Source organism: Gemmobacter serpentinus, from assembly GCF_008973825.1.
In the GTDB taxonomy this organism is placed as follows: Bacteria; Pseudomonadota; Alphaproteobacteria; order Rhodobacterales; family Rhodobacteraceae; genus Gemmobacter; species Gemmobacter serpentinus.
The window spans coordinates 133668-156424 of the sequence record NZ_WCHR01000016.1 but is presented as its reverse complement, the minus strand read 5'-3'; the positions used below and the strand labels follow the sequence as shown (position 1 = coordinate 156424).

The window sequence follows — 22757 nt, the reverse complement described above, 5'->3', positions numbered from 1 at the left end:
CCTGACAGGGGCTCGGGCATTCTGGTCATCGGGAAATGCGTCAGGCCGGACGGCCCCGCTTGAACGCCACATAAGCGCGCAAGGTGCGAAAGTCAATGAAATCAGAATTTCACGATCACCGAGGCCACGATCACCACCATCAGAAGCGTGGGCAATTCGTTCATCATCCGGTAGCGGCGGCCGCTGAGCGTGTTGTTCCCCGCCGCGAAATCCTTGCGCCGGGCCGCCAGCCACATATGGAACCAGGTCATCGCCAGCACGCAGGCCGCCTTGCTCCAGGGCCAGAGCATCGACCAGTCCACAAGACCCGGGATCATCACCATGCAAAGGCCGAAGATCCAGCTTGCGATCATCGCCGGGTTCATGATCCCCCGCAAAAGCCGCCGCTCCATCACCTGGAACAGCGCATCTGTCTCACTGCCCTTTTTCACCACCTCGCTGTGATAGACGAACAGCCTTGGCAGGTAGAACAGCCCTGCCATCCAGCTGATGACCGAGATCACATGCAGGAATTTCACCCAGAGATAGGATTCAGCGAGAAAGTCGATCATGGCGCATCCCTTCGGCCTGACCCTCCTAAATAATATTAAAGAAAAGAAAAAGGATTGATGATGTAAGGCCCGTGGATAACCGGATATCCGGGGTCTTCCCCGGTTTTGCCCACAGGTGCCGGGCCGGGGATAAGTGCTGTATTCCAGAGGGCGGCAGTTCTAGATCAACTGTCTAAGAATTTGTAATCATGATACTATTTCATGAACTATCCGTCCACAATCGATCTAACCCGATTTTTGGCTTCGTGTGGGTAGGCGGGTTCTCCCCGCGACGGGGGAATCCCTCTCCACAAGTGGACAAGATCCGTGGATGTCTTGACAAGATGGGTGTGGCGTCGGCATCCCCGTTCGAACAGGTTTCGGTCCCGGATCCGGGCGCAGGAACAGAACCGGATTTTCCACAGGGCTTTCCCCATGCCACGTCCCCTTCTGCTTGCCTCTGCCTCCGAGACACGGCTTGCGATGTTGCGCAATGCCGGGCTTGAGGTCACGGCAATGCCCGCGCGTATCGATGAGGAAACCATCCGCCTGGCCCTGGAGGCCGAGGGTGCACATCCCCGCGACATTGCCGATGCCTTGGCCGAAATGAAGGCGCGCAAACTGGCCGACCGTAACCCGGAGGCGCTGATCTTGGGCTGCGATCAGGTGCTGCAATTCGACAATTGTGCCTTCGGCAAGCCCACCTCGCCCGAGGATGCGCTGGCGCAGCTGCGTCTGATGCGGGGCAAAAAACACCAGCTTCTGTCGGCGATCGTGCTTTACGATGCGGGCAAGCCGATCTGGCGTCATATCGGCAGGGCCGATCTGACCATGCGTGACTTCAGTGAGGACTGGTTGCAAGCCTATGTCACGCGCAACTGGGACAGCATTCGCCACTCCGCCGGTTGCTACAAGCTGGAGGAGGAAGGGATCCGCCTTTTCACCTCGGTCGAAGGTGACTACTTTACCATTCTGGGGCTGCCGCTCTTGCCGCTGCTCGGCTATCTTGAACTCAGGGGCTTTATCGAGGCATGACCTATCATCCGCGCATCCCGCTTGCTGGCGTCATTGGTTACCCGGTCGCGCATAGCCGCTCGCCTGCCCTGCACGGGTTCTGGTTGAAGCGTTACGGGCTGAAGGGCCATTATGTGCCGCTGGAGATCGCGCCGGGCGATTTTGAGGCCGCGCTGCGCATGTTGCCGAAAATGGGCTTTGTGGGGGTGAATGTGACGATCCCGCACAAGGAAAACCTGCTGCGCATCGCCGATATCGTGACGGATCGCGCCGCCCTGATCGGGGCCGCCAATACGGTCATCTTCCGCAAGGACGGCAAGATCCATGTCGACAACACCGATGGTCTGGGCTTCATCGCCAGCCTGCGGCAAAGCGCCCCGGATTGGCGCCCGGGGGATGGCCCGGCTGCGGTATTCGGGGCGGGTGGTGCGGCCCGCGCCGTGGTTGCCGCGCTGTTGGAGGTGGGCACGCCCGAGGTTCGCATCGCCAATCGCACGCGTCTGCGGGCCGAAGGCTTGCGCCAGGATTTCGGCACCAAGGTCGTGGTCTATGACTGGACGCAGGCCGGGCAGATGCTGGAAGGGGCTAAGACCGTGGTGAACACCACCGCCCTTGGCATGACCGGCAAGGCCGAATTTGGCGTGCCGCTGAACGCACTGGAACGCGGGGCGCTGGCCACCGACATCGTCTATACACCGCTGAAAACCCAATTTCTGATCGAGGCAGAGCATCGCGGTGCCCGCGTCGTGGATGGGTTGGGGATGCTGCTGCATCAGGCAGTTCCGGGGTTTGAGCGATGGTTTGGCCATAAGCCCGAGGTAGATGAGGAAACCCGCCGCGTGGTTCTTGCGACATGAGGCCATTCCGGCTTGGCCTGACCGGCTCCATCGGCATGGGAAAATCGACAACGGCTGGGTTTTTCGCGCGCGCGGGCCTGCCGGTCTGGGATGCCGATGCGGCTGTGCACAGGCTTTACGCGCCGGGCGGTGCGGCAGTTGCGCCGCTGTCGCAGCTTGTGCCCGACTGCATCCGCGATGGCGCTGTTTCACGTGAAACGTTGAAGGCGGCGATTGCCCAGGATGGCGGTCTGCTGCCACGGATCGAGGCGCTGGTGCATCCTCTGGTAGCTGCCGACCGCGCAGCATTTCTTGAAGCGGCGCAAAGCGATATTGTCGTGCTCGACATCCCGTTGCTGTTTGAAAAGGGCAGCGAGGCGGAAATGAATGCGACCCTTCTGGTCACCGCGCCGCCTGCCCTGCAACGCAAGCGCGTGCTTTCGCGCCTTGGCATGACGGCCGCGCAATATGAGCTGATCCTGTCGCGCCAGATGCCGGATCGTGACAAGCGCGCCCGCGCGGATCACATCATCGAAACCCTGAGCCTTGCTGCCGTTCAGGCGGCGGTAACCGCCCTGATCGCTTATATAAGGGAGGCAAGCGATGCGTGAGATCGTGATGGATACCGAAACCACCGGGTTCGAGCCATCCGAGGGCGACCGTATCGTCGAAATCGGCGCGGTGGAGTTGATCAACCACATGCCAACCGGCAAGGTTTTCCACGTTTATCTGAACCCTGAACGTCCGATGCCGCGTGCGGCTTTTGAGGTGCATGGCCTGGGCGATGATTTTCTGCGCGACAAGCCGCTGTTCAAGCATGAGGCGCAGAATTTTCTGGATTTCGTGGGCGATGCCAAGCTGGTCATCCATAATGCCAGTTTCGACATGAAATTCCTGAACTGGGAATTGCGGGTCAACGGCTTTCCCACCCTGCCCAATGATCGCGCCATCGACACACTGATGATCGCGCGCAGCAAGTTTCCGGGCTCTCCTGCCTCGCTGGACGCGCTGTGCCGCCGCTTTGGCATCGACAATTCGATGCGCGAAAAGCATGGCGCGTTGCTCGACTCGGAAATTCTGGCAGAGGTCTATCTGGAGCTGATCGGCGGGCGTCAGCCCGATCTCGTTCTGGCCCCTGCCAGTCAGCCGGGGCCGCAAAAGACCCAGGCGCAGACCGACAGCGACTGGCGCCCGCGTCCGCGCGCAGTACCGCTGCCGTCGCGGCTTTCAAATGAGGAAGCCGCCGCCCATGAGGCCTTTGTGGCCAAGATGGGCGACAGCGCAATCTGGCTCAAGCGGCGCTAGACGCGAGGGCGTGTGTCCAGCACGCCCTGCCCCCGCGCCGCAGCTTGATTATTGAACGGGTTGGGCTTCGGCTTGCTGCGCCTGGGCGCGGCGGGCGAGTTCCTGGCGATACAGCGCCAGATAATCCACGGTGTCGATGTTCAACGGCGGGAAGCCGCCATCGCGCGTCAGATCCGAGATGATGCGACGGATGAAGGGGAACAGCAGACGCGGGCATTCGATCAGCAGGAAGGGGTGCAGCTGGTCTTCCGGCACGCCTTCGACATGGAAGATGCCGCCATATTCCAGCTCCAGCAGGAACAGCGTCTCTTCGGTGTTCTTGTTCTTGGAGGTGACGCGGAACTTGTTCAGAACCTCATACTGGTTCTCGGCGGCGCGCTTGCGCGCATCCAGGCTGACCGCGACCTGCACGTCAGGCTGCACATCGCCGCCCGCCATGCCCTTCTGGGCCACCACATTCTCGAAGGACATGTCGCGCACGAACTGCGCCAGCACGCTCATCTTCACCTGCGGCGCTGCTGCGGCCGCTCCATTTTCTTCGGACATTTCATACTCCCGCCCTGAGGCTCAAACCGGCTTCTCTCTAGCAGGCTGTGCCGCCTGTCTCAATGCCGCAGTCTTGTTTGGGGCCTGCTGCCGTTTGGCCTGGCTATTCGCGGGTCCAGCCGGATTTGCCACGCGGTGGCGTGTGATCCGGGTCCAGCTCGATAAATTCGCCATCAATCACCACATCGGGTCGGCTGCGCACGCCGAAATCGACACGCGATTTCACCCGCCTTTCCAGATTGCGGCTGATGGCGCGCTGCACATGCGGGATCAGCAGGACAAGACCGATCACATCGCCCAGAAAGCCCGGCGCGATCAGCAGCAGGCCCGCCAGCATCTTCAGCCCTGCACCACCTGCGGGGGCCACGCCCCCGCCATTCATCGCGGCCCGCAGATCCAGCGCGACCTTCTCGCCCGTGCGGCGCAAGACTGCCGCGCCAAGGATCCCGGTCCCTAAGATGATGGCCAGCGAGGCCAGCAGGCCGATCCGGCCGCCAATGGTGATGAACAGGGCAATTTCTGCCAATATCCAGACGATAATCGGGCCAAACAGCCGCATCTTGCCTCTCTCCGCATTCCATGAGGTGGACTTGTCCACACCCCTTCCCTACATAGGGTTTCAAGCCCGACGTTACCACATCCAGAGGTCCGCATGAACGACGCCCTGATCCAACTTCTTGTGCTTGCCGGCATCGCGGTCTTTCTCATTCTGAAGCTGCGTTCGGTTCTTGGCACGCGGGAAGGGTTTGAAAAGCCGCCGCTTGCGACACCGGAGCGCGAGACGCCGCGCAATTTCGAGGTGATCGAAGGTGGGCCCGATCTCGACATCACCGATCATGTCTCGGAGGGCTCCGACAATGCCAAGGCGCTTGCGGCCATGAAGCAGGCCGAGCCAGGCTTTTCCGTCAATACCTTCCTGCAAGGCGCGCGTGGTGCCTATGAGATGATCCTCATGGCGTTCGAGCGGGGCGATCTGTCGCAGGTGCGCAATTTCCTCGCGCCCGAGGTTCTGGAAAGTTTCACCGAGGCCGTGGCCGCGCGTGAGGCGCAGGGTCTGACGGTCGAGGCCAATTTTGTCGGCCTGCGCGAGATGGTGCTGCAAGAAGCCACCTTCAATCCGGCGACCCGCCGCGCCGAAGTGACCGTGCGCTTTGGCGGTGAATTGACCACCGTTGTGCGCAACAAGGCGGGCGAGATCATTGAGGGTTCTGCCACCGAGGTGAAGCGTCAGCGCGATGTCTGGACCTTTGGCCGGACCATGGGTGCCGCCGATCCGAACTGGCAACTTGTGGCCACCGGGGAATGATCGCGCCATGCGGATCCTGCTCGCGGCGCTTCTGGCTCTTTTCATGACCGCGCCCGAGGGAGCCCGGGCCCAGGTTCTGACCTTTGAGGAACTGGACGGCTGGGCCGAGGATGATCCGCGCGACGCGCTGACCGCCTTTCTGGAAACCTGCGACCTGCTGAAAGACCCGCTTTGGGCACCGCTTTGCAAGCTGGCGCGGGATGCGGGTGCCAGCCCGGAAAGTGCGCGCGCCTATTTCGAGATGTTCTATCGCCCGGTGCTGATCGGCAATCCGCCTGCCCTGTTCACCGGCTATTATGAACCTGTGCTGGATGGGTCAACCACCCGCACTTCGCGCTATCGTTACCCGATCTATGCCCGTCCGCCGGAATTGCGCGACGGCACAGCCTTTTTCTCGCGCGCACAGATCGAGGGCGGTGCGATTTCGGGTCGCGGGCTTGAAATTGCCTGGCTTGACGATCCGGTCGAGGTGTTCTTTCTGCATATTCAGGGCTCTGGCCGCATCCGCCTGCCCGATGGCCGCATGATGCGGGTGGGCTATGCCGGCAAGAATGGCCATGCCTACCGCTCGGTTGGCAAGGAAATGGTGCGCCAGGGCACCCATACACCGGATCAGGTTTCGGCGCAGTCCATCCGCTCTTGGGTGCGTTCCAATCCGGGGCCGGGCCATGCCATGCTGGATCACAACCCGTCTTATGTCTTTTTCCGCCGCCTGCCCGATCTTGCTGCCCATAAGGGGCCGATCGGTGCGATGGGGCGGTCGATCACGGGTATGCGCTCGCTTGCGGTTGATCCGCGCTTCAACCCCTTGGGTGCACCGATCTGGATCGAGAAGGATGGTCGCAACCCATTGCGCCGCCTGATGGTGGCGCAGGATACCGGCGGCGCGATCAAGGGCGCACAGCGTGCCGATATCTTCTTTGGCACCGGCGATGCGGCGGGCGATGCGGCGGGCACAGTGAAAGATGGCGGCCGGATGCTGGTGCTTTTGCCCATCGATCTGGCCTATGCCATGAACCCGGAGGGTTAATTGAATGGCCCGCCGCCGCTCCCTGCGCCCGGATGAGGCCGAGCTTTGGCAAAGCGTCGCGCGCACGCTGCGCCCGATGCATGGTGCGCCACCGCTGCCAAAGGCCGAGCCCGAGACACCCATGCTGTTTCCCCGGATCGAGGCACCCGCCCCGCCCGCGCCAAAACTGAACCGTTTCCGCATCGGTGAACGGCAGGATACCGCCCCCCGTCACGATGTGCAGCCGGACCTGGCGGCGCGCCTCGCCACGGCACCGCTGGCGATGGATGCCAAAAGCCATGCGCGGATGATCAGGGGCAAGCTGACACCCGAGGCCCGGATCGATCTGCATGGCATGACCGTCTCCGAGGCGCATCCAGAGCTGATCCATTTTATCCTCAACAGCTGGTCACGCGGCCTGCGGCTGGTGCTGGTCATCACCGGCAAGGGCAAGCAGGGGCCGGATTTCGGCCCGATTCCGATCCGCTACGGCGTATTGAAACACGAGGTGCCGCGCTGGTTGCGCCTTGCGCCGATCGGCCCCTGCGTGTTGCAGGTGACCGAGGCGCATCTGCGCCATGGTGGCGCAGGTGCCTATTACGTCTATCTGCGGCGCGGACGTTAGCGGTTCAGCTCGTTCGCGACGGCGCCCACGGGGGCAAGCACGATCTGGGTCGCGCTTTGCACCGTCAGCACCACACCCGGCAACAGGCCAGTGCGGCCGCGCTGATCCGACAGGAAGGCACTGTTGACCTCTTGCACACGGTTCATCAATTGCAGCAGCGCCGGACTGTTGCCCAGATTGAAATGCCCCGATCCCGCATTATAGGCTTTGGTATCCACAAAGGTGACCTTCAGATCGGCCACGCGCGTGATGTCCTTCAGATTGCCCAGACGTTCCGGCTGTGCGGTCAGCTTGGCGGATAGGTTCAACAGCGAATCGCGATCCGATCCGAAGATCAGGAAGGGCTGCGGCAACGCGCCATAGGCCTTGGCTTGCATCCGGAACACATCGACATCGATATCCGGCGAGATCAGCATGACCCCGGCCATCTTGTTCTTGAGCCGCATATCGCCACGGATCGCGATCTGGCGCAGCGCCTCCATTGTCAGGGCCGAACCCATCGAATGCGCGACCAGCACGATGCGTTCCGCACCGGCATCGGCGGCTTCGGTGATCAGCCGCTCCAGACCGTCGCGGGCGAACATGGAGCTGTCGCGATCCGCGACATAGCCCAGCGGATTGCCCGCGGAGGGCCAGCTGTAATGCAGCGTCACGCCTGGCATATCCAGATCATGGGTCAGTTGCGCGATGCGATACAGGCCTTCGGCAAAGGTGTTGTTGAAGCCGTGAACATAGATCACCGCATCGCGTTTCCCGCGCGGCAGGTCCCGGAACGCGTGGCGCAGCGATTTATGGAACTCTGCAGCGCTGGGATAGATATCGGCTTCGGTGGTCAGAAAATCTTGCGTCGGGTCGGGCTTCGCGTTCTGTCGGGTGAAGGTGATGTCGCCGATCGTGCGCTCCGGCGGGATCGACACCACAAAGCGGGCAAAGCGTTCCTGTTCGGACCGGCTGGCGTCAAAGCGGCCGGTTTGCGGGTCGATGCCGCGAGTCGTGCCGATATAGATTTCCTCGACAGCGCCTACAGCCGCAGCTTCGGGCACGACAATGATATTGCCGCGCGATGAACAGGCGGCGATGGCCAGCAGGCAGACCACAAACAGGATGTGACGCAAGGCAACTCTCCTCCACCCGCGCCCCGGTATCCCTGACACCGGGGCCATCATCGCGACAGTGTTCGCTTATTTCGCGATCTTCGCCAAGTCCGAAGGTTACAGCACATAGCGGCTGAGGTCGGCCGAGGCTGCAAGCGCGCCAAGGTTGGCCTCCACAAAAGCCGCGTTCACCTCGATCATCTCGCCGCTGCGGTCGGGCGCGGTGAAGGACAGTTCCTCAAACACCCGCTCCATGATCGTATATAGGCGGCGCGCACCGATATTCTCGACCGTGCGGTTCACCTCGGCGGCGATCCGGGCCAATGCGGCAATCCCGTCCTCGGTAAAGCCCACCGTGACTGTCTCGGTCGCCATCAGCGCGGCATATTGCCGGGTCAGCGCATTATCTGTCTCGGTCAGGATGCGGACGAAATCGGATTCGGTCAGCGCCTGCAATTCCACGCGGATCGGCAGACGGCCCTGCAATTCCGGCAGCAGGTCCGAGGGTTTGGCGATGTGGAAGGCACCGCTTGCGATGAACAGGATATGATCGGTCTTCACCGGCCCATATTTGGTGGATACCGTCGTGCCCTCGATCAGCGGCAGCAGGTCGCGCTGCACCCCCTCACGGCTGACATCGGCACCCCGCGCCTCGGCCCGCGCGCAGATCTTGTCGATTTCGTCCAGAAAGACGATGCCGTTATGCTGCACCGAATCCAGGGCCGCGGCCTTCACCGCCTCATCATCCAGCAGCTTGTCGGCCTCTTGTCCCAACAGGATTTCATAGCTGTCTGCCACCGTCATCTTCTTGCGGCTGGTGCGGCCGCCAAAGGCCTTGAACAGATCCTGCAGCCCCTGCATCTGCATTTCCATACCATTGCCGCCGCCCATCATCGGCAGCGCCGGGGTCTCCTGCACGTCCAGCTCGATCACGGTCTGGTCGAGCTCCCCGGATTTCAGCTTCTTGCGGAACATCTCGCGGGTCTGGTCGCGCGCATCCTTGCCGGCAATCGCCTCGATCACCCGGTCTTCGGCGGCCTGCAGCGCCCGCGCCCGCACCTCCTCGCGCATCCGCTCGCGCGTGTCGTTCATCGCGGTGTCGACCAGATCGCGGATGATGCTGTCCACATCGCGGCCGACATAGCCCACCTCGGTGAACTTCGTGGCCTCGACCTTCAGGAAAGGCGCGCGGGCAAGGCGGGCCAGACGGCGCGAGATCTCGGTCTTGCCGACCCCGGTCGGCCCGATCATCAGAATGTTCTTGGGGTAAACCTCATCGCGCAGGTCATCGCCCAGCTGCTTGCGCCGCCAGCGATTGCGCAGCGCCACCGCAACGGCGCGTTTGGCATCCGCCTGGCCGATGATGAAGCGATCCAGTTCCGAGACAATCTCGCGCGGGGTCAGGTCGGTCATTTCGAGATCTTCTCTACCGTCAGTTTGCCATTGGTATAGACACAGATATCGGCGGCAATCGCCATGGCACGGCGCGCCACATCCTCGGCGGGCAGATCGCTTTGCATCAGCCCACGCGCGGCGGCGAGGGCAAAATTGCCGCCCGATCCAATGGCGGCCACGTCATGTTCGGGTTCCAGCACATCGCCCGCCCCGGTCAGCACGAACAGGTCGCGCCCGTCGGTCACGATCAGCATGGCCTCCAGATTGCGCAGGTATTTGTCCATCCGCCAGTCCTTGGCCAGATCGACGCAGGCGCGCGCCAATTGGCCCGGCGTTGCCTCCAGCTTTTTCTCCAGCCGTTCCAGCAGGGTGAAGGCGTCGGCAGTGGATCCGGCAAAGCCACAGACCACCTCATGGCCGCCCGCCGTCAGGCGCCGCACCTTGCGCGCCGTGCCTTTGATGACGGTTTGCCCCAGGCTCACCTGGCCATCGCCCGCCACCACAACCTCACCGTGTCGGCGCACCGCCAGGATCGTGGTGCCATGCCATCCGGGAAATTTGTCTTCCGCCATCGGATCCTCCGTCTTGGCCGCAATATGGGCTGCGCGGTCGGGGCGGACAAGGTGCGCCGAGGGCCGCTAGATGTGGTAACGGAACCACAGCAGATTGTGGATTTTTTGCGGCAAGCCGGGTCTGGCGTCGCAGAATGCGCTGCGAGGCCGCATAAATTCTGCATCGCAGAAAATCAAATCTTAGCAGAAGCTGACTTTAGACCTCACTAAATCTAGCGAAACTGCCCCGGTTTCGGGCAAGTCGGCGCTGCCGGGAAATCGGTTCAAAGCATTCTGAATTGAGGAGATTTTAGGGCACCTCGCCAACTAACCCCTAGAATTTGTGTCAGAACGCCGCTATTCCTGTTGGCAATCGGATCCCGAAAAATCGGGACCATAACAACTCCGGGCCGAGCAGCCCGATTTGAGGCGGAGTAGTAAGATGGTTCAGGCGATTGATTTCGCCGTCCGCAATTCTGCGGGCGCGGTTGTTCATGGCACGGCTGGTGGCGGCGGTGCAAACTTCATCCAGATCGGTTCCGGCGAACAGGTTTCCTTGAATCTGTCGCAATCCAGCGTGCTCGGTTACGAGCGTCGCGGCGGTGACCTTGTGGTGAAGCTGGTGGACGGCAATGACGTTACCCTCAGCGGTTTTTACAACACCCAGCCGGGCCATTTGAACCGGCTCTATATCTCGTCCGGCGGCGAGGTGACCGAGGTCATGTTGCAAAATGCCGGCGTCGATGGTCCGATTGTGGCCAGCTATGGCCCGGTGGACGCCTGGAACAAGTTTTCGACCGTCGACGATCTGCGCTTTGAATCGCCTGACGCCTATGCGAATGCCCAGATCTATTCCGACGAACCGGCAGGCATGGGTGCTTTCGCCCCGGGCCTGCTGGGTGCGGGTGGTTTGGGTGCGGCTGCGATTGCGGCTGGCCTTCTGGGCGGCGCGGCTCTGCTTGGCGGCGGTGGCGGCAAGGGTGATGGCGACGGCACCCCTGGCGACGACGATGACGACAACACCCCCGGTGATGACGATGACGACAACACCCCCGGTGACGACGACGACGACAACACCCCCGGTGATGACGACGACGACAACACCCCCGGTGATGACGATGACGACAACACCCCCGGTGATGACGATGACGACAACACCCCCGGTGATGACGACGACGACAACACCCCGGGTGACGACGATGACGACAACACCCCGGGTGATGACGATGACGACAACACCCCGGGTGATGACGATGACGACAACACCCCCGGTGATGACGACGACGACAACACCCCGGGTGACGACGATGACGACAACACCCCGGGTGATGACGACGATGATGATGACGATAACGGCAACGACCATGCGGTGCCGACCGTCGACAATCCGAATGCCGACTACACACTGACCACCAACACCAAGGACCCAAAACTGACCGTGACCGGCACCGGCGAGCCGGGCGATAAGGTTGTGGTCGTTGTGGGCGACAAGACCCAGACCACTGTCATCAATGACAAGGGCACCTGGGGCGTGGTCTTCGAGGGCAAGAACTTCCCGAAAGACGGCGATTACAGCGCCGATGTCACTGTCACCGGCGGTGGCAAGACCTGGAATCTGGACGGCCCCGACTTCCTGATCGACATGACCCCGCCGCCGGTTGCCGCCACCCAGGGCGTGCAAAGCGTGGGCGACGTGGAAAATGCCGCCGAATACAAGGATGGCGTCACCATTGGCGGCACCTCGGAAGCGGGCGCAACCGTCAAGGTCGAGATCAACGGCTATTCGCACAGCGTCAAGGCTGACGCCAAGGGCGAGTGGAAAGTGACCTTTACCACCAGCGAGCTGCAGGATGGCGAGCGCATCTATGATGCCAAGATCACCGCAACCGACCCGCTGGGCAACAAGACGGTCATCAACGAAAAGGTCGTGATCGACACGCTGGTCAATGTCGCCTTTGACGATACCCAGATGGGCGACAACGTGATCTCGGGCGCAGAAAAGGCCGCTTCGGCAGGGATCACCCTGACCGGGACGGGCGAAGCTGGTGCCACGATCACCGTGACCTTCGAGGGCAAGGAACGCACCGCGACCGTGGCCAGCAATGGCACCTGGTCGGTGAATTACGGCAGCGGTGACTTCAAGGCCGGCACCTACGATTCGACCGTGACTGTCTCGATCAAGGACGCGGCTGGCAACACCACCTCGGACAGCCATGTCATCAAGGTGGATACCCAGGCGACCGGCACGATCACCTCCTATTCGACCACCGACAATGTGGATGACCGCATTCTCAACAATGTCGAGGCGCAGGATGGTCTGACGATCACCGGCACCGTCGAGGCGGGTTCCACCGTGCAGGTCTCGTTCGACGGCAAGACCTTCCACGCGGCGACCGTCACCGGCACCACCTGGACTGTCGATATCCCGGCCAATGAGATCCCGTCGGGCGAGAAGCTGGCCAATGTCGTGGTCAAGCTGGAAGATCGCTATGGCAATACCGAAACGCTGAACGACACGCTGCAAGTGGACCGCGTTGTGCGCGACTTCACGGTTGGCAAGTTCGCGGGCGACAACGTGCTGAACGCCGAAGAGCGTGACGCGGGCGTGACGCTGAGCGGCAAGGTCGAGGCTGGCGCAACCGTCTATGTGACCCTTTCCAGCGGTGCGACGGCGCAGACTGTGGCCAACAGCTCTGGCAACTGGTCGGTGAAGTTTAACACCGCGCAGCTGCCCGAGATGGCCAACGGCACGATTGAGGCGTCTGTCTATGCCAAGGATGTGGCTGGCAACTTCTCCTCCACGACCCTGATCCCGATCAAGGTGGATACCGAAGCGCCGGATGTTGCGAACTTTGTCCGCTTCGAGAAGGATGTGGATGGCGGCATGACCAGCGTTCGCCTGGACACCTCTGGTGACTATTCGGCCAACTCGGAAGATCAGTATGCGTTCACCCGTGTCAACACGGATGGCTCGATCACCAAGCTGACGACCGACTCGGCAAATCTGGGTGGCGATACGCTGTTCGAGTTCACCAATGGCAAAGTCCCGGATGGCAGCTATCTGGTGGTGACGGCTGAAGATCGGGCCGGCAACGAATCCAGTTCGCTGATCGTTGTGGACAACAAGGGCGCTGCAAGCGCGATCAATCTGTCGAATGTGGGTCTGTCGGACTTCGACTTCAGCCAGATCGATCTGCGTGAGGCAGCCGGTGCCAAGCTCACGCTGTCGGCCGCTGATCTGAACAAGATCACCGGCCTGGGCGACGAGCTGCTGATCAAGGGCGGGGCTGACGACTACGTCACTCTGACTGGCTTCGGGTCGGCGACCGTCAAGACTGAGGGCGGCTATCACATCTATACGCTGGGCGACACCGTCCTGCGTATCGAGGATGATATCAACGTCAACACCATCTGACGAGGGGGGCACCATGCCCGGCCAAGGTCAACAAGTGTGGTCCGGAGCTTTGCGCTCCGGCCCGGTTGTCGCGCTCACCCTTCTGCTTGCAGGATGTGTGGGTGGCGGATCGGGGGGTTCCAAGTTCGGGTTCGGGTCTTCGACGAACACCGATCAGGCCAGTCTCGCAGCCGGGGGCGGCGTTTCCGCGGCCCGGCAAGACGCCGAAAGCCGGTCTGCCGTCATTGGCGACCTGCTGTCGCGCCAGACCATCCTGACCGGCAATGGTGCCTATGCCCAGATCGCCCAATCGGTGATCGAGGCAAACTCCGGCCCGGCCCGCGCCGAATTGCGTGTGGCCCGGCTGAAAGCCGAAGCTCGGTCGAAAAACTGGCTTCCTTCCATCAAGCCCTCGCTGTCGCTGACCGATCTGGGTGAAACCTTCGCCTCGCTGATCGTGGAGCAGGTGTTGTTTGATGGCGGTGGCCGCAAGGCGGAACGCGCCTTCGCCGCTGCCGATGTCGAAGTGGCCGCGACCTCGTTGGCGCTGGATTACAACCAGCGCGTCTATGAGGGGCTGAACCTCTATATCGTGAAACAGCGCGCGCTGGAGCAAGCAGGTCTTGCGGATCGCGCCGCTGGTCGCATGGCGGAATTTGAGCGGATCGTCACGATCCGCGTCGATGGCGGCATGTCGGATCGGTCGGAGCAACAGGTGATCCAGCAGAAGGCCGCAGAGATGCGTGCCACCGCCAGCAATGACCGCTTCCAGGCGGCGCAGGCAATGGCGGAACTGAACACGATGGCCTCGCGCGATCTGGGCGGCGTCAGTGGTCTGGGCAACCTGCCCGCCGATGCCAATGCACCCGAGCCGCTATCGGTGGTCAAGGCCCGCGCCGAAGCCACCCGCACCCAGGCTGAGGCCGAGGTGGTCCGCGCCGGCTATCGGCCCGGCCTGAAGGGCATCGCCAATATCAATCAGGATGGCGATATCGAAAGCGGCCTTTCGGTCGAGTTCGACAATGCCTTGGGCCTTGGCACCGGGGCCGAGCTGGACGCGCTGGCAATGACCAAAGAGGTCACGGACCGCCGTGTTGCCAAGACGGCGGAACAGGCCAATCGCGATATCGTGGCGCTTCAGCATGAAATTGCGACGCTGACTGCCCGCCAATCCGAAGGGGCCTCGGTTCTGGCCCAGGGGGAAACCACCCTCGCCATGTTCACCGAACAGTTCAAGGTGGGGCGCCGGACCCTGATGGAGCTGGTGAACATGTTTGAAAGCGTGACCGCGATGCAGCGGGAACAAGCCGGTCTGAAATATGAAATTGCCCTCAAGCGTCTGCAGATCGCGCGCGACCGGGGCATCTTGGTCAGTGGGGCAGCGTTGTGAGCAGCGAAAATCGCGTCATCGCCTTTGACATCAATGCCGCAAGAGTGGCGAGCGGACAGCAGGCCAATCGGCCTGCCATGCCCGTTTCTGCGGATGCGGCACCGCAACGCCAGACGGAAAAGCTGCTGGCCCGCGCCCGGCTGACCTCGGTCTATCTCGGGCTGGTGGGTGCAGATACCTCGGTCTCGGATCTGTCGGAACAGATCGAGCTGGCCACCCGCACCAATGATCTGCCCGGCCTGCACGAGATTGCGCGTGCCCTGGGCGGCATGGGCATGGCGGCCCGCGTGGACCGTGTGAAGGATCTGGTGCCCGCGCTTTGGCCCGCCCTTGTGCAGATGACCTCGGGCCAGCTGGTGCTGGTGCTGGGTCAGTCTGAGGACAGCATCACCATCTATGATCCAAGCCTTGCCGACAAACGCTCGGATGTGGCGCTGGAAGAATTTACCGCCGTCTATGACGGGCTGTTGATGCGCGCGCGCCCCTCGATCCAGGCGCTGGAAACCCGCCATATCGAGGATGCCGCGCGTCCGCATTGGTTCTGGGGTGAGTTCCGCAAGTTCAAGCGCCAGCTTACCGAAGTGGCCGCTGGCTCGCTGGTGGCCAATCTGTTGGCGGTCGCCGTCGCGATGTTCTCGTTGCAGGTTTATGATCGGGTGATCCCGCATCAGTCGCAGGCGACGCTGTGGGTTCTGGCCATCGGTGCCATGCTGGCGGTGATGATGGAAGCCTTCCTGAAAATCGCGCGCTCCACCCTGATGGACCTGACCGGCCGCCGGATCGAGCTGGCGGTGCAGGAACGTTTGATGGAACGCCTGCTGGGGATGCGCGGTGGCCCCGGACGCGCCGGGCCGTCGCAGACCTTTGCCGCGATGCGCGAATTCAGCGCGGTGCGCGAGTTTTTCACCTCGACCACCATCGGCACGCTGGCCGACCTGCCCTTCCTGTTCATCTTCTTCGCGCTCGTCGCCTCCATCGGCGGCAGCCTTGTCTGGGTTCTGGTCATCGGTGCCGCGCTGATGGTGCTGCCGGGTATCTTCCTGCAAAAGAAGATGATGGCGCTGACCAAGGACACGCAGGGCGCATCGACCCGCGCGGCGCGGCTTCTGTACGAGGCGGTGTATGAGCATGAAACCGTCACCACGCAGCGCGCGCAGGATCGTATCCGCCGTATCTGGGCCGAGCTGAGCACGCTGTCGGCTGTCAAGAACTCCGACCAGCGGCATCTGTCGTCGATGCTGACCTATTGGGCGCAGGCGATGCAGCAGATCACCTATATCGCCGCCGTGGTGATCGGGGCCTATCTGGTCTTCGCCGGGCAGTTCACGGTCGGCACGATCATCGCCATCGGCATTCTGACCTCGCGCACCCTTGGGCCCCTGTCGCAGGTGGCGGGCACACTGGCACGCTGGGCCAATGTCAAAGAGGCGCTGATCGCGCTGGATGCCATCGCCGATGCGCCGCAACAGGAAGAGGCTGGGCGCCACTATCTGCGCCGCGACAAGATCGCCGGGCATTACGAGCTGCGCAATCTGGAATTCAGCTATGATCCGAAAGCGGCGCCGGTGCTCGATATCGCCGGGATCTCCATCCCGCAGGGCCAGCATATCGCGGTTCTGGGGGCCAATGGTTCCGGTAAATCGACGCTGCTGCGCCTTCTGGCCGGGCTGTTTGACCCGACCAAGGGCCGCGTGCTGATCGACGGCGTTGATCTGGCACAGGTGCATCCGCGCGATCTGCGCCGCGGTGTCGGCTATCTGGGGCAAGATGTGCGGCTGTTTGCGGGCACGATCCGCGACAACCTGAACATGACCCAGCTGGAACGCGATGATGATCGCATGATGGCGGCGCTGGATTTTGCCGGTCTTGGCCCCTTCGTGCGCAACCATCCGCGCGGTCTGGATCTGGAGATCCGCGAGTTGGGCGAGGGGCTGTCGGTGGGTCAGAAGCAGTCGATCGGCTGGGCCCGGCTTTGGCTGCAAGACCCGTCGGTCGTATTGCTGGACGAGCCGACCGCAGCCCTTGACCAGACGCTGGAGGCCACGCTGGTCAGCCGGTTGCAGCATTGGCTGCAGGGCCGCACCGCGATCATCGCAACGCATCGCGTGCCGATCCTGCACCTGACCGAACGCACGCTGATCCTGCAAAACGGCAAGATGGCCGTCGACGGGCCGCGGGATGCCGTTCTGGCGCATCTGAGCAAACAGGCGGGGGCCGGGGCATGAGCGCGACTTATGATGACGATCTGGCGCATGGCAATCGCCGTCCGTCCTATATCATCTGGACCATCGGCGCCGCCGTTCTGGTCTTTCTGATCTGGGCCAGCTTTGCCTGGCTGGCCGAGATCGTCCACGCGCCGGGCACGATTGTGTCTTCGTCGCGGCCGCAGATCATCTCGAACCTCGAGGGCGGCATCCTGTCAGAGATGAACGTGGCCGAGGGCGATGTGGTGGAGCAGGGACAGGTTCTCGCCCAGCTTCAGGGCACGCAATACAAATCCATGGTGGATGATCTGACCGACCAGATCGCCACGCTGGAAATTCGTCGCCTGCGGCTGGAGGCCGAGGCGCTTGGCGTGGTTGAATTCGACGTGCCCGCCGATATCGCCGCCCGCGTGCCCGATATCGTGGCGTCTGAAACCGCGCTGCTTCATGCCCGCCTTTTTGACTTCAAGATGAAGCGCGAGGGCGCAGAGCAGGTTCTGGTTCAGGCCCAGAAAGAGATGGATATCGTTGCCAAGATGGTGGAGCTGGAGGTCGCCCCGAAGATCGAGCTGACCCAGGCCAGCAAGGCCAAATCCGAGGCCGAGGGCCGTCTGAATGACGTGATCACCCAGATGGAGCTGGACCGCGCCACCACCTATTCCGACACGCTGGCCAAACTGGCCACCCTGCGCCAGCAGCAAAAGACCGCGCAGGACCAGTTGACCCGGACCACGCTTGTGGCGCCGATGCGCGGTGTGGTGAACAAGCTGTCGATCACCACCATGGGCGGCGTCGTGCGTCCGGGAGAAGAGATCATGCAGATCATCCCTCTGGGGGACGAGTTGTTCATCGAGGCGCGGGTGAAACCCTCTGACATCGCGCAGGTCCGCAAGGACCAGGAGGCGACGATCAAGCTGACCGCCTATGATTACACGATCTATGGCACGCTGAAGGGCAAGGTCGATTTCATCTCGGCCGATACGTTCAAGGACCCGAACGCCCGCGCGGCCGATGGCGACCCCCATTACAAGGTGACGGTGCGTGTGGATCTGACCCAGCTGACCGAGCGCCAGCGCAGCCTGGAAATCCGTCCGGGTATGCAGGCCGATGTGCAGTTGCAGACTGGCGGCAAGACGGTGCTGACCTATCTGACCAAGCCGCTTTACAAATCGCAGGAAGCCCTGCGCGAGCGCTGATTATCCGGTCAATTTGACCCTTTAAGCCCTGATTCACCCGGAGCCACTAAGTCTGGTTCCGGGTGGGATAGATTTGGGGTGTGTGATGGCCGGCAAGAATACTGCCGCGCCCGTCATCATCAAACGGAAGAAGATCATCAATGGCGGCGGGCACCACGGCGGGGCGTGGAAAGTGGCCTATGCCGATTTCGTCACCGCCATGATGGCGTTCTTCCTGCTGATGTGGCTTTTGGGCGCGACGACCGAAAAACAGCGCAAGGGGGTGGCGGATTACTTCAATCCGACCATCACCATGTCAACAACGGGCAGCGGCTCCGATGTGTTGGGGGGCGACACCTCGATGCAAGCCACGACAAGTGTCTATTCCGGCACCATCGAGCAAAAGGGCCAATTGCCCAATGATGAGATGACGCAGGCCCAGTTACACGAGGCCAAGGCAGACATCGACAAGGCGCTGACCGCATTTGGCGGGGAAAGCATGACGATGGAACGCGCGCTGCGTCATGTCGTGACCCGCGTGACGGATGAGGGGCTGACCATTGAGGTTTTCGATCTGGACGATGTCCCGCTGTTTCGCGCCGATACCGCCGAGGCGCAGCCGGTTCTGGTCGATATCGCAACCGTGGTGACCGAGGCGCTGGCGATCACCCGCAACAGTATCGCGGTGAACGGGCATGTGCGTTCATATCCGGTGACGCTGATTTCCAACCCTGTCTGGAGCCTGTCGGCAGCCCGGGCCGAAACGATGCGCGCCCTTTTACAGCAAAAGGGGATGCCGGCCACACGGTTGCGACGCGTCACCGGCCATGCGGATCGGGTGCCCGTCACCGCCGACCCGCAGGCGATCCGCAACAACCGCCTGGAGGTGGTGTTGTTGCGGCGGGACCGTTGAAGGGGCCGGCCCCGCCCGGATCGGGTGAGGCCGGCGGAGTGGTTCAATTGACCTGCGCCAGCGCGGCATCCATGCGTTCGCGCGCCTTCTTCGGCATCTTGGCCCCTTGCGCCACCGCCAGATTGGCCGGAGCATCGCCCACCTGGATCAGCGCGACCATGCCCATGGCGAAATGCGGGGTGCATTTCACGCCGTAAAGCCCGGCCTCGGTCACTGTCAGCGAAAACTCCTCATTCACCTTGCTTTTGAACGGCTCCACCCCGGCGGGCAGGATTTCCTTAATCGCCTCGACATTGTGGCTCTTGTCGGTCGGGATGAAGTGGATCACGTCGCCCGCTGCGGCTTTCACGAAGGCGGGTTCGAACACCATGGTGCCGGCCTCGCCCTTGTTCTTCATATGGATCTCGATTTCGGCGGCCCCTGCGGCGCTGGCCAGGCCAAGGCAAAGGGCTGCGGCGATGAAGGACATGCATTTCATGCTGATTCTCCTGTGGCGCGGGTCGATATGGCCCGTTGCCCCCGGAGATAGCGCCGTGTCGCGCGCGCCGATTTGACCAAGCGCAAACGCAGGCGAAAAATCTACCCCAGACACAGGATTTATGCCGGGATCTGCGTGGAATGCGCGGGATTTTAGCGATTAGGCAGAAATTAAGTTGCAGCGGTCACTCTGGCGAAGAACGGGATTCGAAGCTCAGAAAGGCGGCCCATGTCCATTTCCTCCGCGCTGAATGCCAGCGTCTCTGGTCTGAACGCGAATTCGTCGCGGCTTGCGACCATTTCCGACAATATCGCGAATGCCTCGACCCATGGCTATAAACGGTCGGTCACCACCTTTGAATCCATGGTCCTGTCCTCTGCGGCGGGGGCCGGGCAATACACGGCGGGGGGCGTGCGGTCGCAGGCGACCCGGTTGATCGATGAACGCGGGCCACTGATCGGCACCTCCAATGCGCTGGATATCGCAGTTACCGGGCGCGGAATGCTGCCGGTGACACGCAGCGCTGCGGGCGTCGGCGAAGGCGGGCTGCTGATGACCACGACGGGTGCCTTCCGCACCGATGAGAACGGCGTGTTGAAAACCCCTTCGGGGCTCGTCCTGCTGGGCTGGCCCGCCAATGGCGATGGCACGATCCCGACCTTGGCGCGCGATTCCGCCTCGGGCCTGGTGCCGGTGGTGATCGATGCCAATCAGCGCGCGGGCGATCCGACCACGCGGATGAAGCTGGGCGTCAATCTGCCCGCCACCGCCACTGCGCCGGGGGCGAGCGGCGATGCGATCCCGCTCTCCGTCGAATACTTTGGCAATCTCGGCACGTCCGAGACGCTGGAATTCACCTTCACCCCGACCGTGGGTGCCACCGCCGCATCCAATCAGTGGCGGCTGGAAATTCGCGATGCCGCCCAGGGCAATGCGGTGGTGGGGGAATATGTGCTGAGTTTTGATGGCAGCCGCGCCGATGGTGGCACACTGTCCTCGGTGACGCAGGTTTCCGGCGGTGCTTATGATGCGGCGGAGGGAACGGTCAGTCTGAACCTGGCGGGCGGCCCTCTGACCCTGACGCTGGGTAAGCTGGCGGATCGTTCGGGCCTTACGCAGCTTGCCGATGCCTTCTCTCCGCTCTCGGTGACCAAGAACGGTACGCCGGTCGGGAAACTGAGCGAGGTGACGATTGATGAGGGTGGGTTGGTTCGTGCGACCTATGATACGGGCTTCACGCGCACGCTCTATCAGATCCCGCTGGCCGATGTGCCCAATATCAACGGCTTGACCGCGCTGGATGACCAGACCTTCCGCATATCCAATGATTCCGGCGCCTTCTTCCTGTGGGATGCGGGCGATGGCCCGACCGGCACGGTGGAGGGGTTCGCGCGCGAAGGTTCCACCACCGATATGGCGGAGGAACTGACAAATCTGATCCAAACCCAGCGGGCCTATTCCTCAAATGCCAAGGTCATCCAGACCGTCGACGAGATGCTGCAGGAAACCACCAATATCAAACGCTGAGGTGTAAGAGATGAGCCTTGCTTCCGCCCTTGGATCGGCCCTGTCGGGGCTTTCCGTCTCCGGTCGCCTGGCCAACCTGGTCTCGACCAATATCGCCAATGCGGCAACACCCGGCTATGCGAAGCGCGAGGCGGAGCTGGGTTCGACCCTTCTGGGTGGCCAGACCTCTGGCGTCACCATCACGGCCTATTTGCGCGATGTGGATGCTTATCTGCTGAACGAACGGCGGGCCGCCAGCGCCGGGCGTGCCGGGGCGCAGGCGGAGCAGGCCTTCCTGACCAAGCTGGAGACGGCCTTGTCAGGCAATCTTCTGTCCGGCGGCCTGTCGGATCGGTTGGCAACATTTGAATCAGCTCTGATTGCGGCCGCGGCGCGCCCGGACTCGGAGTCGTTCTTGGCAAATGTGCTGACCGGGGCACAGGGCATCGTCGATCATCTGAACAGCGCAGAGGCGATGCTGCAATCGGCACGGACCGAGGCGGATGCCGCCATTGCCGACCAGGTGGATCAACTTAACACCGCGTTGCAACAGGTGCAGGATCTTAACACCCGCATTCAGGTTGCCAATGCAGCCGGGCGCGATACCAGCGCGTTGCAAGACCTGCGCCAGAGCCAGATCGACCGGATCGCAGGCATCATCCCCATCGCGCAAATCCCGCGCGAAGGCGGCGTGGTGGCGCTGTATTCGACGCAAGGCGCGCCCCTGGTCGATGGCCGCGCCTCGCGCTTCGATTTTACCCCGACACGCGCGATCACCGCCGATGCCACGCTGCAAAACGGTGCGCTGGGCGGGTTGATCTTGAATGGTCGTCCGATCGGCACGGACGCGGTCGGGCTGGTCGAAGGCGGAAGCCTTTCAGCCGCCTTCGATATCCGCGACCGCCTCGCGCCGGAAGCGCAAGCCCGGCTGGACGGGGTCGCGCTGGAGTTGGGTTTGCGTTTTCAGGCCACCGGCCTTGATGGCACCTTGTCATCCGGGGCGGCGGGTCTGTTCACTGACGCGGGAGCCCGGGCTGATATGGCGGCCGAGGTCGGGCTTGCGGGCAGGCTCCGCATCAATTCTGCCGTCGATCCAGCGCAGGGCGGTGGGATTTGGCGCCTGCGCGACGGAATCGGCGCGGCGAGCCCTGGCAATGTCGGACAAACCAGCCTGCTGACGGCCTATCATCAGGTTCTGGGCCAGTCGGCAGCCGCCATCAGCGCGTCGCTTCCCACCGGCAGTCGAACACTCGCCGGTCTTGCCACGGATCTACAATCCTATGCCGCGCGCCAGCGAGTGACCGCGGACGAAGCCCTGACCTTTGCTGAAGGTCGGCTCGGAACCCTTCAGGCAGAGGAATTGCTGCAGGGCGTAGATAGCGATCAGGAACTGCAAAAACTGCTGCTGATCGAACAAGCCTATGCCGCCAATGCGCGCGTCATTCAGGCGATCGACAGCATGATGAACACATTGTTGGAGCTGTGA

General features: G+C 62.4%; 21 protein-coding genes. 14 read left to right on the top strand and 7 right to left on the bottom strand.

The features are described from left to right. Positions 1 to 101: 101 nt before the first annotated feature. Positions 102 to 551 (bottom strand): protoporphyrinogen oxidase HemJ, encoded by a 450-nt coding sequence (hemJ, locus tag GBJ34_RS09025; protein ID WP_151718938.1) that lies wholly within the window; start codon positions 549 to 551, stop codon positions 102 to 104. A 414-nt stretch (positions 552 to 965) separates the two neighbouring features. Here hemJ and GBJ34_RS09020 point away from each other — a divergent pair, with 414 nt between their 5' ends. The 4 genes from GBJ34_RS09020 to dnaQ are packed head-to-tail and all read left to right on the top strand — an operon-like array spanning position 966 to position 3685. Then, positions 966 to 1565, top strand: coding sequence for a Maf family protein (locus GBJ34_RS09020; RefSeq protein ID WP_151718937.1), 600 nt, complete (start codon positions 966 to 968; stop codon positions 1563 to 1565). Further along, positions 1562 to 2401 (top strand): shikimate dehydrogenase, encoded by an 840-nt coding sequence (locus tag GBJ34_RS09015; RefSeq protein WP_151718936.1) that lies wholly within the window; start codon positions 1562 to 1564, stop codon positions 2399 to 2401. The genes GBJ34_RS09020 and GBJ34_RS09015 overlap by 4 nt, the downstream gene beginning before the upstream one ends. After that, positions 2398 to 2991: a dephospho-CoA kinase gene (gene coaE / locus GBJ34_RS09010; RefSeq protein WP_151718935.1), complete on the top strand. Its 594-nt coding sequence runs from the start codon at positions 2398 to 2400 to the stop codon at positions 2989 to 2991. Before GBJ34_RS09015 ends, coaE begins: the two co-directional genes overlap by 4 nt. After that, positions 2984 to 3685 carry a DNA polymerase III subunit epsilon gene (dnaQ, locus tag GBJ34_RS09005; RefSeq protein ID WP_151718934.1) on the top strand — a complete coding sequence of 234 codons (702 nt, stop codon included), beginning with the start codon at positions 2984 to 2986 and terminating at the stop codon, positions 3683 to 3685. Before coaE ends, dnaQ begins: the two co-directional genes overlap by 8 nt. Positions 3686 to 3733: 48 nt before the next feature. Here dnaQ and secB read toward each other — a convergent pair whose 3' ends face one another. Beyond that, complete coding sequence (gene secB / locus GBJ34_RS09000; RefSeq protein WP_151718933.1) at positions 3734 to 4231, bottom strand: protein-export chaperone SecB; 498 nt, start codon at positions 4229 to 4231, stop codon at positions 3734 to 3736. A gap of 103 nt (positions 4232 to 4334) precedes the next feature. Further along, positions 4335 to 4790: an FxsA family protein gene (locus GBJ34_RS08995; protein ID WP_151718932.1), complete on the bottom strand. Its 456-nt coding sequence runs from the start codon at positions 4788 to 4790 to the stop codon at positions 4335 to 4337. A 93-nt stretch (positions 4791 to 4883) separates the two neighbouring features. Between GBJ34_RS08995 and GBJ34_RS08990 the strand changes: the two genes are divergently transcribed. Genes GBJ34_RS08990 through GBJ34_RS08980 form a run of 3 tightly spaced genes read left to right on the top strand, consistent with a single transcriptional unit; the run spans position 4884 to position 7171 of the window. Continuing rightward, the gene (locus GBJ34_RS08990) at positions 4884 to 5537 is read left to right on the top strand and encodes a Tim44/TimA family putative adaptor protein (protein WP_151718931.1); all 654 of its coding nucleotides are present in this window, start codon (positions 4884 to 4886) and stop codon (positions 5535 to 5537) included. Between the two features lie 7 nt (positions 5538 to 5544). Continuing rightward, the gene (gene mltA / locus GBJ34_RS08985) at positions 5545 to 6567 is read left to right on the top strand and encodes a murein transglycosylase A (RefSeq protein WP_151718930.1); all 1023 of its coding nucleotides are present in this window, start codon (positions 5545 to 5547) and stop codon (positions 6565 to 6567) included. Positions 6568 to 6571: 4 nt separating this feature from the next. Further along, positions 6572 to 7171 carry a Smr/MutS family protein gene (locus GBJ34_RS08980; protein WP_151718929.1) on the top strand — a complete coding sequence of 200 codons (600 nt, stop codon included), beginning with the start codon at positions 6572 to 6574 and terminating at the stop codon, positions 7169 to 7171. Here the strand turns inward: GBJ34_RS08980 and GBJ34_RS08975 are convergent. The 3 genes from GBJ34_RS08975 to hslV all read right to left on the bottom strand — a co-directional run bounded on the left by GBJ34_RS08975 (position 7168) and on the right by hslV (position 10232). After that, the gene (locus GBJ34_RS08975) at positions 7168 to 8286 is read right to left on the bottom strand and encodes an alpha/beta hydrolase (RefSeq protein WP_226341103.1); all 1119 of its coding nucleotides are present in this window, start codon (positions 8284 to 8286) and stop codon (positions 7168 to 7170) included. The two genes, GBJ34_RS08980 and GBJ34_RS08975, sit on opposite strands and share 4 nt — an antisense overlap. 96 nt (positions 8287 to 8382) lie before the next feature. Beyond that, positions 8383 to 9678: an ATP-dependent protease ATPase subunit HslU gene (gene hslU, locus GBJ34_RS08970; RefSeq protein ID WP_151718928.1), complete on the bottom strand. Its 1296-nt coding sequence runs from the start codon at positions 9676 to 9678 to the stop codon at positions 8383 to 8385. After that, positions 9675 to 10232 (bottom strand): ATP-dependent protease subunit HslV, encoded by a 558-nt coding sequence (gene hslV / locus GBJ34_RS08965; RefSeq protein WP_151718927.1) that lies wholly within the window; start codon positions 10230 to 10232, stop codon positions 9675 to 9677. Before hslV ends, hslU begins: the two co-directional genes overlap by 4 nt. Positions 10233 to 10653: 421 nt before the next feature. Here hslV and GBJ34_RS08955 point away from each other — a divergent pair, with 421 nt between their 5' ends. From GBJ34_RS08955 to GBJ34_RS08935, 5 genes are all read left to right on the top strand, one after another. Then, positions 10654 to 13626, top strand: a complete 2973-nt coding sequence (locus GBJ34_RS08955; RefSeq protein WP_192931157.1) for an Ig-like domain-containing protein — start codon at positions 10654 to 10656, stop codon at positions 13624 to 13626. A 13-nt stretch (positions 13627 to 13639) separates the two neighbouring features. Continuing rightward, positions 13640 to 14995 carry a TolC family protein gene (locus tag GBJ34_RS08950; RefSeq protein ID WP_192931156.1) on the top strand — a complete coding sequence of 452 codons (1356 nt, stop codon included), beginning with the start codon at positions 13640 to 13642 and terminating at the stop codon, positions 14993 to 14995. Positions 14996 to 15072: 77 nt separating this feature from the next. Further along, positions 15073 to 17220, top strand: coding sequence for an ATP-binding cassette domain-containing protein (locus tag GBJ34_RS08945; RefSeq protein ID WP_151719158.1), 2148 nt, complete (start codon positions 15073 to 15075; stop codon positions 17218 to 17220). Beyond that, the gene (locus tag GBJ34_RS08940; RefSeq protein ID WP_151718924.1) at positions 17217 to 18395 is read left to right on the top strand and encodes an HlyD family efflux transporter periplasmic adaptor subunit; all 1179 of its coding nucleotides are present in this window, start codon (positions 17217 to 17219) and stop codon (positions 18393 to 18395) included. Before GBJ34_RS08945 ends, GBJ34_RS08940 begins: the two co-directional genes overlap by 4 nt. 85 nt (positions 18396 to 18480) lie before the next feature. Further along, positions 18481 to 19287, top strand: coding sequence for a flagellar motor protein MotB (locus GBJ34_RS08935; RefSeq protein ID WP_151718923.1), 807 nt, complete (start codon positions 18481 to 18483; stop codon positions 19285 to 19287). Between the two features lie 43 nt (positions 19288 to 19330). Here the strand turns inward: GBJ34_RS08935 and GBJ34_RS08930 are convergent, their stop codons facing one another. After that, on the bottom strand, positions 19331 to 19765 hold the full coding sequence (locus GBJ34_RS08930) for a pseudoazurin (RefSeq protein ID WP_151718922.1): 435 nt from the start codon (positions 19763 to 19765) through the stop codon (positions 19331 to 19333). A gap of 228 nt (positions 19766 to 19993) precedes the next feature. On the opposite strand from GBJ34_RS08930, the gene GBJ34_RS08925 reads away from it, so the two are divergent. Both GBJ34_RS08925 and flgK read left to right on the top strand, forming a co-directional pair. Continuing rightward, on the top strand, positions 19994 to 21292 hold the full coding sequence (locus GBJ34_RS08925) for a flagellar hook protein FlgE (RefSeq protein WP_151718921.1): 1299 nt from the start codon (positions 19994 to 19996) through the stop codon (positions 21290 to 21292). Between the two features lie 10 nt (positions 21293 to 21302). Continuing rightward, positions 21303 to 22757, top strand: a complete 1455-nt coding sequence (gene flgK / locus GBJ34_RS08920; protein WP_151718920.1) for a flagellar hook-associated protein FlgK — start codon at positions 21303 to 21305, stop codon at positions 22755 to 22757.